The sequence below is a fragment of the Brevibacillus brevis genome (assembly GCF_022026395.1).
In the GTDB taxonomy this organism is placed as follows: Bacteria; Bacillota; Bacilli; order Brevibacillales; family Brevibacillaceae; genus Brevibacillus.
Map to the genome: position 1 here is coordinate 5,712,261 of NZ_CP041767.1, position 15,147 is coordinate 5,727,407.

The 15,147-nt window shown below is 47.8% G+C and carries 13 protein-coding genes; 2 read left to right on the top strand and 11 right to left on the bottom strand.

Features of this window, described 5'->3' with window-relative positions; genetic code table 11:
• Positions 1-26 precede the first annotated feature (26 nt).
• From FO446_RS26935 to FO446_RS26950, 4 genes are all read right to left on the bottom strand, one after another.
• A complete protein-coding gene (locus FO446_RS26935; RefSeq protein ID WP_237899552.1) occupies positions 27-926 on the bottom strand; it encodes an S-layer homology domain-containing protein in 900 nt (299 codons plus the stop codon).
• A gap of 36 nt (positions 927-962) precedes the next feature.
• Positions 963-1,352: a thioredoxin family protein gene (locus FO446_RS26940; RefSeq protein WP_237901097.1), complete on the bottom strand. Its 390-nt coding sequence runs from the start codon at positions 1,350-1,352 to the stop codon at positions 963-965.
• A 186-nt stretch (positions 1,353-1,538) separates the two neighbouring features.
• The gene (locus tag FO446_RS26945) at positions 1,539-2,066 is read right to left on the bottom strand and encodes a YwgA family protein (protein ID WP_221867337.1); all 528 of its coding nucleotides are present in this window, start codon (positions 2,064-2,066) and stop codon (positions 1,539-1,541) included.
• A complete protein-coding gene (locus tag FO446_RS26950) occupies positions 2,059-3,354 on the bottom strand; it encodes an HD domain-containing protein (protein ID WP_007724798.1) in 1,296 nt (431 codons plus the stop codon). The genes FO446_RS26945 and FO446_RS26950 overlap by 8 nt, the downstream gene beginning before the upstream one ends.
• A 197-nt stretch (positions 3,355-3,551) precedes the next feature.
• On the opposite strand from FO446_RS26950, the gene FO446_RS26955 reads away from it, so the two are divergent.
• Complete coding sequence (locus tag FO446_RS26955; protein WP_237899553.1) at positions 3,552-4,403, top strand: CPBP family intramembrane glutamic endopeptidase; 852 nt, start codon at positions 3,552-3,554, stop codon at positions 4,401-4,403.
• 60 nt (positions 4,404-4,463) lie between these two features.
• On the opposite strand, the gene FO446_RS26960 is transcribed toward FO446_RS26955, so the two are convergent.
• The 5 genes from FO446_RS26960 to FO446_RS26980 all read right to left on the bottom strand — a co-directional run bounded on the left by FO446_RS26960 (position 4,464) and on the right by FO446_RS26980 (position 10,955).
• Complete coding sequence (locus tag FO446_RS26960) at positions 4,464-7,574, bottom strand: efflux RND transporter permease subunit (protein WP_237899554.1); 3,111 nt, start codon at positions 7,572-7,574, stop codon at positions 4,464-4,466.
• Positions 7,571-8,803 (bottom strand): efflux RND transporter periplasmic adaptor subunit, encoded by a 1,233-nt coding sequence (locus FO446_RS26965; RefSeq protein WP_237899555.1) that lies wholly within the window; start codon positions 8,801-8,803, stop codon positions 7,571-7,573. Before FO446_RS26965 ends, FO446_RS26960 begins: the two co-directional genes overlap by 4 nt.
• A 31-nt stretch (positions 8,804-8,834) precedes the next feature.
• Positions 8,835-9,461, bottom strand: a complete 627-nt coding sequence (locus tag FO446_RS26970) for a TetR/AcrR family transcriptional regulator (protein ID WP_173610417.1) — start codon at positions 9,459-9,461, stop codon at positions 8,835-8,837.
• 127 nt (positions 9,462-9,588) lie between these two features.
• The gene (locus tag FO446_RS26975; protein ID WP_173610416.1) at positions 9,589-10,317 is read right to left on the bottom strand and encodes a bactofilin family protein; all 729 of its coding nucleotides are present in this window, start codon (positions 10,315-10,317) and stop codon (positions 9,589-9,591) included.
• A 14-nt stretch (positions 10,318-10,331) separates the two neighbouring features.
• Positions 10,332-10,955, bottom strand: a complete 624-nt coding sequence (locus tag FO446_RS26980; RefSeq protein WP_237899556.1) for a YhbD family protein — start codon at positions 10,953-10,955, stop codon at positions 10,332-10,334.
• A gap of 139 nt (positions 10,956-11,094) precedes the next feature.
• On the opposite strand from FO446_RS26980, the gene FO446_RS26985 reads away from it, so the two are divergent.
• Positions 11,095-12,108 carry a hypothetical protein gene (locus FO446_RS26985; protein WP_237899557.1) on the top strand — a complete coding sequence of 338 codons (1,014 nt, stop codon included), beginning with the start codon at positions 11,095-11,097 and terminating at the stop codon, positions 12,106-12,108.
• Positions 12,109-12,204: 96 nt separating this feature from the next.
• Here the strand turns inward: FO446_RS26985 and FO446_RS26990 are convergent, their stop codons facing one another.
• Together FO446_RS26990 and FO446_RS26995 are read right to left on the bottom strand one after the other, a co-directional pair.
• Positions 12,205-13,137 (bottom strand): RluA family pseudouridine synthase, encoded by a 933-nt coding sequence (locus tag FO446_RS26990; protein ID WP_232773901.1) that lies wholly within the window; start codon positions 13,135-13,137, stop codon positions 12,205-12,207.
• A gap of 551 nt (positions 13,138-13,688) precedes the next feature.
• Positions 13,689-14,801, bottom strand: a complete 1,113-nt coding sequence (locus FO446_RS26995) for an aminopeptidase (RefSeq protein ID WP_173610412.1) — start codon at positions 14,799-14,801, stop codon at positions 13,689-13,691.
• Positions 14,802-15,147: the final 346 nt, after the last annotated feature.

Below are 15,147 nucleotides of genomic sequence, written 5' to 3' on the forward strand. Positions count from 1 at the left end.
CTATGCTTAGTTAAGTGGATATGCATTTACTTCGTACCCTTCGTTTTATAGAATTTTCGGGTGTTATTAGTTTTCTCTAAAGAAGGTAATTTGGTATACAAGTAGATACCCGCATCAGTCGAGTCATTATTATTTATGACATTAAAAGAAAAAGAACTTGTGCTGTTTAATGGAATGTTAAAAGATTGATCGTTTATGAAACCTTCCAATTCATTTTGCTTTGTAAAAAATTGTACTAATATCATAAAATCACTATCACCCTTAGGCACCTTCCCACTAATCTTCCCATTCACAATCTTCAAGCTCTTATGAAACTCATCCGCAAATTTAGCCCCTTGCTCAAGCTGCCACTTATCCTTCCACAAATAACGCAAAATCTCCGCCGCTTCCCCTCGTGTCACAGGCAAATCCTCACGAAATTTGGGCTGTCCACTAGGCGCAGGCTTCATCCATCCCCACGTGATCAGCGCCCCGGTATTAGTTAAATTCGGATTCTTTTCACCCCGAATCGGCTTCCATGCAGCATACACCAGCGCTGCTGTTTCTTCCTTCGTCATCAGTCTGTTCGGCTCGACTTTCACTCCCGCCAAAATCCCCGCCTTCTGCGCCTTCTCATAGCTCATCTTCGCCCAGTGCCCTGCTGGGAGTTGCGGTAAGGGTTCTGCCTCCTTCAATCCGCGAATCGCTACTAAACTCGCAATAAACTGCCCCTGCGTGATTTGACTATTCGGATAAAAGTTCCCCTTGCTATCCAGCCATAAGTATTTCTTCTCTACACCGAAATCAATGGCTGCCTTTGCTGTATGTGAAGCGTAATCCTTCGCTGGCGCAACAGCCTGTACGCTAGAACAGTCAGCTACTCCAGTAAGCCCTGCCATTGCGAGAACAGCTGCTAGTAGGCATGACATCATTGCACGTTTGTTCATGGAATGACCCCCTCTTTACCGGATATTTTACCTATATTATCCATTTTTAGAAAGAGTCTGATTTAGGTGCCTTTGCAAAAAGCTTCGCAACGTATTCTCGGGTACCGCCCCTTCCAGCTTGTCGACCACTTTACCTTGTTCGACGACAAAAACAGTGGGGGTTGCCTCTGCCCCGAGGCGCGACGCTTCATCCAGCTCTTTCTGCTCATGGATATCCAGTCGTTGAATCATTTCCGGTGGATATTCCTTCACGACTCTCTCAAATGTCGGCCCAAACTCTGTACAATACACGCAGCTATCACTATAGACATACACCACTCTCACTTCATGCGCACTGGCTGTCCCCCACGCGCTTATACCGGCGACAAGTATCACAACACCGAGCGCGATCAACAGCCACCATTGCTTGCTTCTGCTCACGTCCATCTCCCTTTCGCTAAGCAAAATGTTTCATACCTATGCACTTGTCAAAGAACGATGCCCGTATTATGCAGCTCCGAACTGAGACAAAAAAAGCCAGCCCCATTGGACTGGCTGACATGTATAAAAAAAAGACGTACCACAACTCTTGCAAGTTCGTACGCCGTGCTTGTCCTTGTATGGTGTTCCCTATTACTTACTTGCATTGCCGCCGTCTTCCTTCATCAGGGCACGCAGTTCTTCGATAAACGCTTGCCCTTTTTGAATCTCTTCCTCGGTGTAGCGCTGCTTGCTCTTAAACGTAAAGATTTTGCCCTTCATTTCCTCATAAGGCAGGTGGTTGAAATACAGAATCGTAGAAACCAGCTCGAGAAAACGGGAATTCTCCTCGTTCATGCGCAAAATCGCACGTTCTCCACTCCCGAAGTCAACCTCATGAAACTTGAGAAAATCATGACCGGTTTCGTTCAAAGAGTAACGATACATATGAATGGCACCTTTACTCTCCATTTGCTCATCCAGAAGCCCCATGTTGCACAGCTCATCTACTCTAAGCGTCAGTTCCTCCGAATATGGACCGTACATGTGAAACTCGTAGCGCTCATCGAAATCCATCTCCAGATGTTTTCCTATGTACACCATCTTTTGCAATTTTTTTCGCCCGCTCACTTCGCCGACTATCTCAATCAGGCGTATGATCTTGGCGTGACGATTAAGCATCCTCCATCACTCCCAGACGTTCTCGAATCTTACGGGAGAGATCCCCCGGCAAAGCCATGACTTTATCCAATGGAAAGTACAGCTTGTAATCAAAGCGCCGCTTTCCGCTAATGGCCTGTACAATTTCTGACTTCTGTGACAGCTCGACCAGCTCGCCTGAAGGCATTTGAAGCATAATCGGAATGCGCTCCTCTTCTTCTCCGGCACGGTAAAAATCATACGGAAGATCGGAGGTCGTGTCTACCTCCAAATAATACATCGGATCAATTCCGGCAGATTGAAATAGTTCTTTTAGTTCAGACAGCAAGCGAAAATCCCTCGGATTATATTCGACGTATTTAAAGAGATTCCTGTCCAAAAAACGGGCGCACAAATCTTTCAACACAGGGTCTTGCTCTCTGCGCCAGAGTTGCATATAGAAAAGAATAATGGATTCATCGAGCGCCAAATAGTCAGCAAGCTCTACCTTTTCCTGCAAAAAAGGCAGCAGCATGACAGGTTCCTGCATGAACGGATAGCCTTGGGAGAACAAGAGCTTCGCCCGTTGAAAAATTTTGCACAAGATGACTTCCGCACTTCGTGTAACGGGATGGAAATAGACCTGCCAGTACATTTGATAGCGAGACATGATGTAGTCTTCGACAGCATGCATCCCGCTGAATTTAAAGACAATGCCATCCTCCTGCGGCCGCATGACACGCAAGATACGCTCAATCTCGAAATTGCCATAATTAACGCCCGTATAGTAGGCATCACGCAGCAAGTAATCCATCCGATCGGCATCGAGCTGGCTGGAGATGAGGCTTACGATCAGTTTATTGTCATATGTCTTATTAATCACTTCTGCCAATTTCTTCGGGAAGCTATCATCAAACCGACGAAGAATGCGGTTGATTTGCGTATCTCCAAGCAAAATGGCGCGCGTCCAATCCTCGTGATGGTACTTGAACACCTTTTCAAACGAATGGGAAAACGGACCGTGGCCCACATCGTGGAGCAAAGCCGCACATAGACACAGCAGCTTTTCCTCGTACGTCAACTGAATCCGACCTTCGAACGTCTCCAAAATTCTGCGCATCAGTTCATACACGCCAAGCGAGTGGTTAAAGCGGCTATGCTCTCCACCGTGAAACGTAAAAAAGCTGGTGCCCAGTTGCTTGACTCTGCGCAAACGCTGGAATTCTGCCGAGTTGATCAAATCCCAAATGAATTTGTCCCGCACGTGGACGTAGCGGTGAACAGGGTCTTTGAATACCTTTTCTTCATGAAGAAGCTGGGGCTGTTGCATCCTGGACACTCCCTTCCTGTACTGCTTTCTATCTATTACTGACAGTGAATTTTGATTCTATCATATCATACGTCTGATACCATTTCTTGCTTAATCAAACTCTTACAAAAATCTGAAGAATGCCATTTTCGTCTAGACCGAGTAAAAGGTATATAGGATTATATGGAAAAAATGGTTGGAATGAGAGGTTTTCACAAATGTGGACAAATACATTTCGATACATAACCAAAAACCCACTTTTCCTTCTTCTATTGATGATGATGCTCTTTCTGCCCCTGCTCGCCTCCTGGGGACAATTTCTCTCCTCAGGTTTTTTGGGACAAACGGTTTCCGTATCTCTCCTATTCTGGCCGAAAACCGATTGGAAGGTCGCTGTCCCGCTTCCTGGCTGGCTTATTTTTGGTGTTATCTCGCTGCTTTACGCTGGCGGCATCTTATGGCTTGTAGGGAGGAAAAAATTGGGGCAGGTATTTCTGTTCATCCTTGTCGGTCTCTTATTGGCAAAAGCGGCCGGAGCTGCTTTTCAGGCGATTAGCGGATGGTCTAGCTCGCAGCCAATCGGTGCACAGTCACTCGCTGGCAAAGCAAATCTGCTTGTGTTTGCCACTTGGCATAATCCTTTGTGGGAGGAGCTTGTCTTTCGCGGCATCCCGTTTCTCTTGCTAACACTCCTCTATCGGGGGAACACAGATCTGCCCACTGGTGCAAGATGGATGTATCTACTCATTCCTTCGATAATTTTCGCCTACTATCACGTACCTGGGCATGGTCTAGGAGCTATTTTTGAATCGTTTCTCATTGGTGTTTTGTGGGCATGGGCAGCACTTCGCTGGGGACTGCTAGCTCCAATCGTCCTGCACATTTATGCAGACGCGATGATCATTCCTTCACTCCCCAAAATGAAAAACATGCCTCTGGAGGAGATTCCCTGGCTAGTCAACCAAAGCATGTTGCTACAGTCAATCTGGGCTTTATGTGTACTTGTTTTTCTCATACTGGTCCTTACTCTTTTGATAATCGGCTGGCGAAAAGCAAGAAAAGCTTACTAAAAAAAACAGCGACAAACTCCCGAAAGAAATAAATCGGAGAGTTTGCCGCTGTTGCATGTATTACAGTGTCTCCGCCTCAGGCCCATACAAGTCCGGGCGCTTCGCGGCTTTTTTCGCCAGCTTTTTGATCTTGTGCTGCGTCAGAACCATATAGAAGGACGGCACGACGATCAAGGTCAAAAGGGTCGAAAACGCCAATCCGGAAATAATGGTTACCGCTAGCGGTTTGAACAAAACGTCACCTGAAATAGCGAGCGGCATCATACCCGCAATCGCAGTAAGCGAGGTCAAAAGAATAGGCCGCAGTCGTGCCTCACACGCAGAAATAACCGCCTGCTTCAGCTCCATTCCTGTATGGCGTGCCTCCTCGATGAACTCGATCAAAACGATTCCGTTACGCACCACGATGCCCGCCAACGCAATAATCCCCATCATTGTCATAAAGCCAAGCGGTGTCTGGGTCACGAACAAGCCGATCAAGCTCCCTGATACAGCGAGATAAATCGTACTTGTAACCAGTACCGGAATGGTCAAGGAATAGAATTGCATCGCGATCAAAATCAGGATCAGGAAAACGACCAGAATCGAGAGTTTGCCCATGTCGATGAAAATATCAGTCTGCTCGGAAGTCTCGCCGCCAATCTCATAGCGGTATCCTTCAGGCAAGGACATATTATCGAGCATCGGCTTGATCTCTGCCATTACTTCTGTCGCGGTTCTGCCTTTCAGATCACTGGTAACTGTCACGCTCCGCGACAAATCACGATGCGGGATCGTCTGTGTACTGAAAGTCGGTTTTACCTCCGCGAGCTGTGACAGCGGGATCAGCTCTCCTCGCGCATTGGCGATGCTGAGTCGCTGGAACAACAAGGCAGGGTCTTCCTGGCCTTTTTGCAAGAACAGCTTCATATCTATCAAGTCTGAGCCCGTATCAAACTCGCTGACGGTAATGCCTTCGCTCACCAGACGCAATGTCGTGGACAAGTCCGTGTAGTTGACGAGCTTTTGCTCCATCAGCTCTTTGTTGACGACAAATTCCAAGGTGTAGCGTTCTACCCCGAAATCGTCTTGGACATTGTACGTTCCCTCTAATCCGGCAACCTTTTCTTTTGTTTGTGCAGAAAGAGAGCGCAGCGTCTCAATATCCTCTCCATACAAACGAATCACAACTGGTTTTCCAACCGGGGGACCTGCCTCCAACTGCTTCATCAAGATACTCGCTTCTGGATACAGCTTTTTGAATTCCTCCGTCCACGGCTCCAGCATGTTCTCGAGATGGGTCTCTTTTTCATTATAACGAACCACCAGCTGTCCGACGGTAATGCCGCTTCCGGCAGCCGTATCTCCGCCGAACATTTTCGGTGCACTGCCTCCAGCGTAGGCAGATACTGCCTCGATGCCGGGCTGCTTCAACACCCAGTCTGCCGTCCCACGCACCACCCGGTCTGTTTCTTCCAGACTGTTGCCCACGGGAAGACGGATATCGATGAGAAACTGCGGGCGATCATCGTTCGGGAACAATTCCACGGGAGTGAACGGTATCAATCCATATGCTGCCGTTCCAATCAATACGCCAATCATTCCTGCCAAAAGCGGTCGCTTCAAAATTTTCGGCATGAACTTGCTCGCATACCACTTGGTCAGCTGCAACAATTGTTTCCCCAAAAGTCCGGCAGGCTTGCGATACCCTTCTACGCCAGCCTTTCTACGTTGCTCATACCATTGGCGAAAGATCGGGATGATCGTCAGCGACATGAGCATTGATGCCAGCATCGTCATCGAAATAATGACCGGAACCGGGCGAATGAACTGCCCGACGTTGCCGCTCAAAAACATCAAGGGCGCAAACGACGCAATCGTAGCCAGCGTAGCGGTCGTGATCGAAATTGATACTTCCTTGGCACCATTAACCGCCGCAGCCATCGGTTTTTCGCCCAGGACAGACAGTCGTCGCTCGATATTGTCATTGACCACCACGGCGTCATCGACCAAGATCCCGAGCACAATTATCAAGGAAACGATCGAGATCATGTTGAGTGAAATACCCAGAGATGGCAGGAACATAAGCCCCACAGCCAAAGAAATCGGAATCGCCATCGCAACTACCAACGATGTGATCAGGTTCAATCCGAGCGCACACACCACCAAAACAGCGATGATGGCAATCATCATTTCCCGGGTCAGGTCGCTAAAAAGCTCATCTACGCGTTCATTTTGACTATAAATCGAGTGTCTTTCGGCCCCTGCCGGAAGTGTTTTATCCAGCGTCACCATCATCTCGTCTACGCGCTTCTGCAAGGACGGCACATCACTTCCCGTCTCTGCATTGACGCTGATCGTGATCGAAGGCTTCCCATTGAAATACGAGGTTGTTTTCACCGTCTCCGTCGTCATTTTGATCGATCCGATGTCCTTCAGATAGATCGGGAAGCCATCTTTTGAACGGGAGATAATGACTTTGTTCAGTTCTTCGACATCTGTATTTTCCGCCAGCTTGAGCTGGTAGGTCCGTTTTTCTGTGGTCAGGTCGCCAAGCGGGATTTTTTCATTTTCCTTTTTGACAGCCATCATCACCTGACTCCACGTGATCCCGTACTGGCTCAGCTTTTGCGTATCAACCTCGATGTGGACTTCCTGCTCCGGTAGACCTTCCACCAGTACATCCGCTACGTTTGGAATGGTGCGCAGCTGTTCTTTCCACGATTTCAGCATGGTACGCATGCTGTACAATTCCTCACGCGTGTCAGCAGTGACCGCAAACGATTGGACAAACGTACGGTTCAAATCATCATTGATGATCGGTTGTTTCGCATCGGCTGGCAGATCAGCCTCTGCGTCTTTTACCTTCTTCCGCAATTCATCCCATTTTTGCTTCGGGTCTACGTCACTCTTTGCTTCCACCATGATAAATGAGACGCCGAGGGAAGATGAGGATGAAATATAGTTAAGTCCCTGCAATTCATTGATTTTTTCTTCCAGCTTTTTCGTAACAGCCTGCTCGACCTTTTCCGGCGAAGCTCCCGGGTAAACCGTCGTGATCGTCGCCATGTTCACGATAATATCCGGCATCTCTTGCTTGGGCAGTTGAAAAAAGCTGAGGGAGCCCACAAGTACGATCATGCTGAAAAACAGGAGCGTAATTTTGCGCTTTTGTACGATGTACTTGATCACGGTTGTGTACCTCCTGCCGCCTCGATTGGGTCACCGTCAAACAAACGGTCCACCCCTTTGACGATCAGTTGGTCTCCTTCTTTTAGTCCGTTCTTGATCTCGAGCTTGTCACTTACAATCTGCCCGATAGCTACGCTAGTTTTGACAGCCTTGCCGCCTGCATTGACGAAGACATGCGCATCATCTTTTCCTCTACTGATGACTGCTTCTACTGGTACGTAGACACCTTCCTGCCCCGTTACCGTTTTGGTTGCTTTCACCACCTGACCAGCAAACCAGTCTCGAGCTTGGTTGGCGATTTGGACCTCTACGCCAATCGTTCCGGTATTTTGGTTCGTGGCAGGAAATATTTTTGTCACTTTGCCATCCCGTTTTTGTCCATACAGGTCTAAGGAGATCGTCTCGCCTACTTTCCATGCAGAAATCTCACGGTCAGGAACGGGCAGTACGACTTTTAATGTGTCGATGTTGCCGACCTGATAGACGGGGGTACCTGAACCGACCAAATTGCCCGCAGACGAGAGCTTGGCGATGATCGTCCCATTAATCGGCGAACGAAGCTGCGTTTTGGCAAGTGTATTGGCTGCCACTTCTTTGGCGATAATCGTCTGATTGTATACAGCCTGCGTCAACTGTTTGTCTTCCGCACGAGCCCCTTGAGTAACCAGTGAATAAGACTGCTGTGCGTTTTGCAAATCCTTTTGAGCAATCGTCAGTCCATTTTGTGCACTTTCATACTCGCTTTTGGAAATGGCATTTTGCTGGTAGAGCTTTTCAATCCGATTGAAATCATCCTGCATTTTTTGGAGTCCAACTGTTGCCTTCTCCACAAGCAAACGCGCCTGTGTCACTTCTTGCTCTCTCGCCCCATTGTTTACCTTGCTAAGATTCGCCGCACTCTGCTGCACGGCAGCGCTGGACGAAGCAACCTGGAGTGAATAATCTGTGGCGTTTACACGGGCAAGCACATCTCCCGCTTTAACCGTGTCCCCTTCTTTTCGGTTCATCTCCACAATACGACCGCCTACTTCAAAAGAAACGAGTGCTTCCTCCAAAGGAGCCAGCGTACCAGACAACTCCGTAACGGTGACAGCCTCCTCCTTCTTCACTGGCGCAACAACGACATGTTTCACTTCCTTCTGGGGTGCCGAAGCGGGCTGTTGCTCGCTGCAAGCCGTCGTTGCCAGTAGTCCGATCATCATTACAGATACAAGCCATCTTCTCTTCATGACTTCCTCCGCCCCTATGTAGCTATGCTGTTTATTTGAGTCCTCTGATGCCTTGTAGCAAGATTTCAGAAGCATTTTCAAAAAGCTCTTCTTCTACCATTTGGATATCGAGATTGACCCGATACTTCGCCATGAAGGCGTAGAAAAAAGTGGAGACGAACATAAGAGCTGCCGTGAACGGATCTGCCTTTGGCAAATGCCCTTGCTCCTGAAACGCAAGGAGCTTTTTGGACAATACCTCGACTGCGGTCATCGGCAAACTGCTGAACATCTGCACGACTTCCGGGTGGTTATCCGCTTCAATCATGCAGATCATGAAAATTTCTTTGCGCTCGACCAATAAGCCGTAATACGTACGTGCGTAGCTGACCAGCATTTCCTTGATATCAGAAAACTCGCCTTGCAACCCTTGCTCCAGCTGCTCCCGGACATCCATGATTTCTTTCAGGAGCTCTGTCAAGATGCCTACCTTGTTCTTGAAGTGACGAAATACCGTTACCTCATTAACCCCCGCAAGCTCAGAAATCTTGCGTGTAGTCGCTCCCTTGTATCCCTTTTGTGCCATTAGCTGACGTGCGGCCGATAAAATTCGCTCACGGGTTTCCTGTTCCTCTTCGCCTCTCCCCCCCAGCTTCTGTTCTATATCTGGGTGATCCATAGCGCACCTCCATGCCAAGCAAGCAATTACTTGCATTTTCATTTTTTTCCAAGCTCATTATATAAAAAGACTGCATGCATGTAAATACTTGCATACAGTTTGGAATGTTCATTTTTCCTTGTCAGTCTTACCGTTGTGTCAGCGTCTTAATCTGTGAGCTCGGGTCTTGCTTGCATTCTGTGCTGTATTCGACCAGATCAATTTCGCAGTCGGGACCTATCTCGATCTTGTTGCCGCGAACGACCTTGGCCTTTGTGTTTTCCAAATAGATTTCGTCACCTTCAATCGTCTCTACGGACAAGGTATTATTGAGAAAATGCTTCAACAGCTTGCCCAAAGTGCTATTGCCTGTTCGGCGCACCTCGATGTGCTCTCCGCCCATTTCTTTTGCCTCACAGCTGCCATGCAGAATGACCTCGATTCGCCCCGCATTCAGCAGTCCTCCGATATTAAACGCACCGTTTGCCCGGAACACTTCGGCTTCACAATCCCCTGCGGTCTTCAATGATCCGTGAACCTTTACATCCTCTCCAGCCATATTGCCCTGTACTTTGACATTGCCACCGACTTTTAGACTCGTAAAATTCAAATCGTCCGCAACATCAAGCTGACCATATACAGACAATGTATCCATTTTCACTTTGCCTTTAATCGACGCGTTGCCCTCTACTTTTGCCGAAGAGCCAATGAGATTTCCCGTGATACTGACATGTCCGGCACAATGAAGCGACTCGCACTCTACATCGCCATTGATCTTGCCGTAACCCTGCACATCTACTTTGTTGTATACGCCACCCGTAGCATTCACTGCCCCATGAAAGATCAAATCTAGCTTGTTCTTATTCTCGTTCTGCATGGTATGGTCTCCCCCTACAAATATTTTCCTTTTAATTCCTCGATGTAATTGGCTAGATCGAGCCGTTTCACTACCTTTACACCGCTATCAAAATACATTTCGGTAGAGCCAGACACCAACACGAACGTGGAAATCCCCATCTTACGCATAAAGATCAGCTCACAAGGCTTCCCTTCGAATTTGGGATAGTGGCTAGCAAGTACCTGCAGCAATCCGCCGCCTTCATCTACACTTAAGTCTCCTGCGGCCAAAAGCTTTTCTAACACATAGGCGTATAGTGCCTGCTGGAAGGTAAAGGTCCGCAGACTCCCGAGAAAAACGTTAAACACTTCTAAAGAAGTTGTCGAAACAATGTTTCGTGCCAATAATTCCTCTGCGGTCAACGACGTGTCACTCATACTTGGTGAAAACATGTCCGCCAGTTCATCCAGCGACAGGTCGTCTTTCATGTTCAGGATCTTGTCGATTCGAGCCAAAATCTGTTCCCGCGGGAAAAAGGTTTCTTGCCCTGTAAAAGTTGCTCGACGAATGAACCACTCCTCTGGAATCAAGTTCTTTCGTTTCCAACGGTACAATTGTCCATACGAAATGCCAGTAAGCTCCAGCAGGTCCTTCTTCGAAATTACATTTGTGTCCAAGTGAAGCACCTCCAAAGACAATGTAACATAACACTGTTACGTTATTCAACTGCAGATTGTTTGACACTCGAATGATTGTCACAAAATCTCATGAGCTGGATCAAATAAATGATTGGAATGTAGAAAGGAAGAAGGACATATGAAAAAACAAACACTAGCTGTGACAAGTATGATTGCCTTGCTGTTAACCGTAGCATCTCCGTTTACAAACACACAGACACCAGCATACGCAGCTGGTCAGGCGCCCGCAGTAAAGCCAGAAATGAAGACCCTCGCCCAGCTTGACAAAAATGTCGTAGAAGCCGCTAGACAAGCGATGCAAAAGCAGGCGGGCGATGTGCCGATCGAACTGGACGAGATCAGGGGAGAAACGGCAAATTCCTGGGTGATTACGGCAAAAAACAACAGAGGTGAGGTGCTCGTTACCAAGCAGGAGGGAAAGGTTGTATCTGTAAACGTAAAATTAAAACTTAGCGAAGTGGCAGCTGATTTGCAGAATACTGTTACGAGCACGTTAAAAGGAATGGATAATCAGCATGCCTTTACGATTGATAGGGTAGAACGGATCAACTGGGAAAAACAAAACATTTGGCTGTTCAAAGGGCAACATGCATCGGTCAGCATTGACGCTGCCACCGGGAAGGTCAATGCTGCGAAATTGCATTATACAAACGAGCAAATAAACCCCAAAGTGACCGATACAGCGCAAAAGGCGCTGAAGTCTCTTTCCAACGATAAAGCATCGGCGCTGCTCCCTGAGGTAACACTGGTGAAAGAATCGAAAGAACGCTTGGATCAAGTATGGGCTTTCATGGATACCGAAGGGAAATACAGTATCGTCATAGGGGCGAAAACAGGGAAAGTGGTGGCAGCTACCCTGATCAGCGAGTTCATAAATGAGAACTATACCGCAGACGAAGATATTCCCAAGGTGTTTGCCAAACCATTCTTTACAAAAGAAAAGGCGATTGCTGCTGCCAACCCGATGATGAAAAAGGTTTTCAACCTCGATCTGACCGGATACAATGTTTCGTCCAAATATAACGTATATACGTTTACGAAAAAGGGGAAACCGACTGTTACGGCATCGATCAACCACAAAGGAGTCTTCCATGATTTCGTCGTTTCGCCTGAAAACGGCTTGATCAACTAGGGATGCTCTAAAATATTGGGGGCACAATCCACCTTTACCAAATACACCAATGAAACCACCTTTCTATTAAAGGTGGTTTCAGCTTCTTGGCCGTTCTTATGTAAACTCTGCTTGCATCAAGCGCTTCATATCCGATGGTATCGGTGCCTCGACTACAATCTCTTTTTCGAGAAGCGGATGTAAAAAGGACAATTTCGAAGCATGCAGAGCCTGTCGGCGTAACAAACCTCTCGCTCCCCCGTACATCGTATCGCCAGCAAGCGGGTGTCCAATGTGGGCAAAGTGAACGCGAATTTGATGGGTACGACCCGTTTCCAGCCAGACGCGAGCAAGCGTCATTCCCTCAGAGGTCTGCTGTACCTCGTAATGCGTGATGGCAGGATCGCCACTCTCCACGACACGGCGCTTCGTAGGATGACGCGCATCTCGGCCGATTGGCGCCTCAATCGTTCCAGCTCTCTCTGACAGCACCCCACTGGCAACCGCAAGATACTCGCGATGAATGCCCCCTTCGCGCAACAGCCTGTCAGCCAATTGATGACCATAGCTGCTTTTGGCTACCAGAATAGCTCCTGATGTATCCTTATCCAGCCGATGCACAGGATGTACGCTCGTCTGCTCACCACGTGCCGCCAGTACGGCAGCGAGTGCATGTACCAATGTGTCGGTCTCCTGTTTAATCGGGTGCACCATCATGCCTGCCGGTTTGTTTGCAATCAAGAGATGATCGTCTTCGTACAAAATGTCGATGGACGGCATTGGTGTGATCGGTCCCTCTGGCTTTGTATCATGCTGGGGCTGCCTAGGCGCTTGCTCTTGTCTCTCGATGACACGAACAGCGATTGTATCTCCTGTTTTTACTTGTCTTTGCAGGAAGGGCTGCTTGCGATTGAGCAAAATCCCCTTGCTTCTCGTCAGCCGCTGCATCATACGACCTGACACGTTGAGCTTTTGCCGGACGATTTGTTCCACGTTCATTCCCGTGTCTTGTTCACTGACGATGTATTCGATCCACTCTTTGCGGCTCACGTCTAATCCCTCTGTTCCATGCTTTTTTCTTATTGTAGCAAAAGGATGCCAGAGATGCTCGTTTGTAGTCGTCCAACGTTTGTGGTTGTGGAAGCCCTGCCACATGTCTTCCAGTCGCCTGTATCCTCTCTTCGTTCGGGCGGTCTCCTTCCAGACATGTGACAGTGCTTGCGTACAGCTTGTGATTACTTCGTGCTTTTAGAGCGTTTTGATTGTGATACAAGGGAGGTTTAGAACTTTCATCAACATGAATCAACTTACAAGAAGTTAAACAACAGCCACGTAGAAGAAGCGCATTTCCAGTCCAAGCGCCTCTGGAGCCCAACTCAGCGTAGGAAAAAATGGCGGGGGTTTTCAGCTTCACTCATGGAATACTTCCTGGAACTTCTACGTTTGAAGCGCTCCCGCCATTTATTCCGGAGCGAACAGTCAATCCCCTTTGCGGGGCGTAGGCCGAAGCGTAGACTGGAAATGCGCTTCTTCCCTCACCGATAGCTACGTTAAAAAACAAAAAAGCCACCATGCTCAGCATGATGACTCTGTTGTACCAATTACCCTTTTAGGTTTTCCGGATTGAGTCCTTGCAGCTCTGGCAATACGAACAAACCATCTTTACGAATCAGCACATCATCAAACCAGATTTCGCCGCCGCCGTACTCAGAACGCTGGATGTTTACCATATCCCAGTGAATTTGGCTGCGGTTGCCGTTATCTGCGGTGTCGTATGCACGGCCTGGTGTGAAGTGGAAGCTGCCGGCAATTTTCTCATCGAACAAAATATCATTCATTGGATGCAGGATGTACGGATGTACGCCTATCGCGAATTCCCCAATGTAGCGCGCCCCTTCGTCCGTATCGAAAATTTGGTTGAGTCTTTCTGTATTGTTAGAAGTCGCTTCGACGATTTTTCCGTCTACAAACTTCAGACATACATTTTCGAATTTCGTGCCCATGTAGCTTGTTGCGGTGTTGTACGTAATGGTTCCATTCACAGAGTCGCGCACAGGAGCTGTAAAAATCTCGCCGTCTGGAATGTTGCGAAGTCCGGAGCAGATGACACTAGGGATGTCCTTGATCGAGAATTGAAGATCCGTTCCCGGTCCAACCAGTCGCACTTTGTCCGCACGATCCATCAATTGCTGCAAAGGCAAAAAGGCTTCGTGCATCTTTTTATAGTCAACGGAACATACGTCAAAATAAAAATCTTCAAAAGCAACGGTAGACATGTTGGCATTTTGCGCCAAAGCCGTTGTCGGGTAGTTGAGCAGTGTCCAGCGTACATTGTTGGTCAGGTAGTCATGCAATTCTTGCATCACGCTTTGATGCGCACGACGACACTCTACCGGCACATCTGCCATCTCACTGTCGTTGGATGGACCATTGATGACGATATAGGTATCCAAATCTTTGTACATTGGCTCTTCCCATTTCGCCAAATGAGTCGCACGCTCTGCACTTGCACCGAGCATCAGCTCACGTTGGATAGACGGGTCAATAATCCGTACGAACGGATAGGCCCCCAAATCGTACGCCTGCCTAACCAATTCCTTCGCCAAATCGTGACCCTCGCCACGAACTTCAATCAGCAAGCTTTCTTTTTCCTTCAGGCGTACAGAATGGCTCAGCAAATTTGTAGCCAACTTGACGATGCGTGCATCCCGCATGCGATATCCCCCACATTCCTAGCATGATTTGGTTGTTGTTAAAAAATATTTTACCGAATAGAAGCCCCTTTTTCAATTCTATATGTTCTTGGTACTATTCGAAAAAAACTAAAAAATTATCTTGCATAAATTCGACGATTTCGAGTATTCTAATCAACAAGAGTTTACCTATGTAAAAAATTTGAAAGACGGGAGTGCTGAGTTCATGGTGTTTTCTGTAGTTATCTTCGCTTAGGTGGGGCCTCTCTTAAGGGGCACTGCCTCTTATAACCCTATCAAAAGCTAGAAGCTGCAGGATGCCTGAACCGCTTCCGTCTTTTTCCCGATATGAATTGCGGGCCATGTT

Coding starts and splice junctions, on each gene's coding strand:
- FO446_RS26970 (WP_173610417.1), bottom strand. CDS start 9,461: ATGGATCACCCAGATATAGAACAGAAGCTGGGGGGGAGAGGCGAAGAG.
- FO446_RS26945 (WP_221867337.1), bottom strand. CDS start 2,066: ATGCTTAATCGTCACGCCAAGATCATACGCCTGATTGAGATAGTCGGC.
- FO446_RS26940 (WP_237901097.1), bottom strand. CDS start 1,352: ATGGACGTGAGCAGAAGCAAGCAATGGTGGCTGTTGATCGCGCTCGGT.
- FO446_RS26955 (WP_237899553.1), top strand. CDS start 3,552: ATGTGGACAAATACATTTCGATACATAACCAAAAACCCACTTTTCCTT.
- FO446_RS26950 (WP_007724798.1), bottom strand. CDS start 3,354: ATGCAACAGCCCCAGCTTCTTCATGAAGAAAAGGTATTCAAAGACCCT.
- FO446_RS26985 (WP_237899557.1), top strand. CDS start 11,095: ATGAAAAAACAAACACTAGCTGTGACAAGTATGATTGCCTTGCTGTTA.
- FO446_RS26995 (WP_173610412.1), bottom strand. CDS start 14,801: ATGCGGGATGCACGCATCGTCAAGTTGGCTACAAATTTGCTGAGCCAT.
- FO446_RS26935 (WP_237899552.1), bottom strand. CDS start 926: ATGAACAAACGTGCAATGATGTCATGCCTACTAGCAGCTGTTCTCGCA.
- FO446_RS26975 (WP_173610416.1), bottom strand. CDS start 10,317: ATGCAGAACGAGAATAAGAACAAGCTAGATTTGATCTTTCATGGGGCA.
- FO446_RS26965 (WP_237899555.1), bottom strand. CDS start 8,803: ATGAAGAGAAGATGGCTTGTATCTGTAATGATGATCGGACTACTGGCA.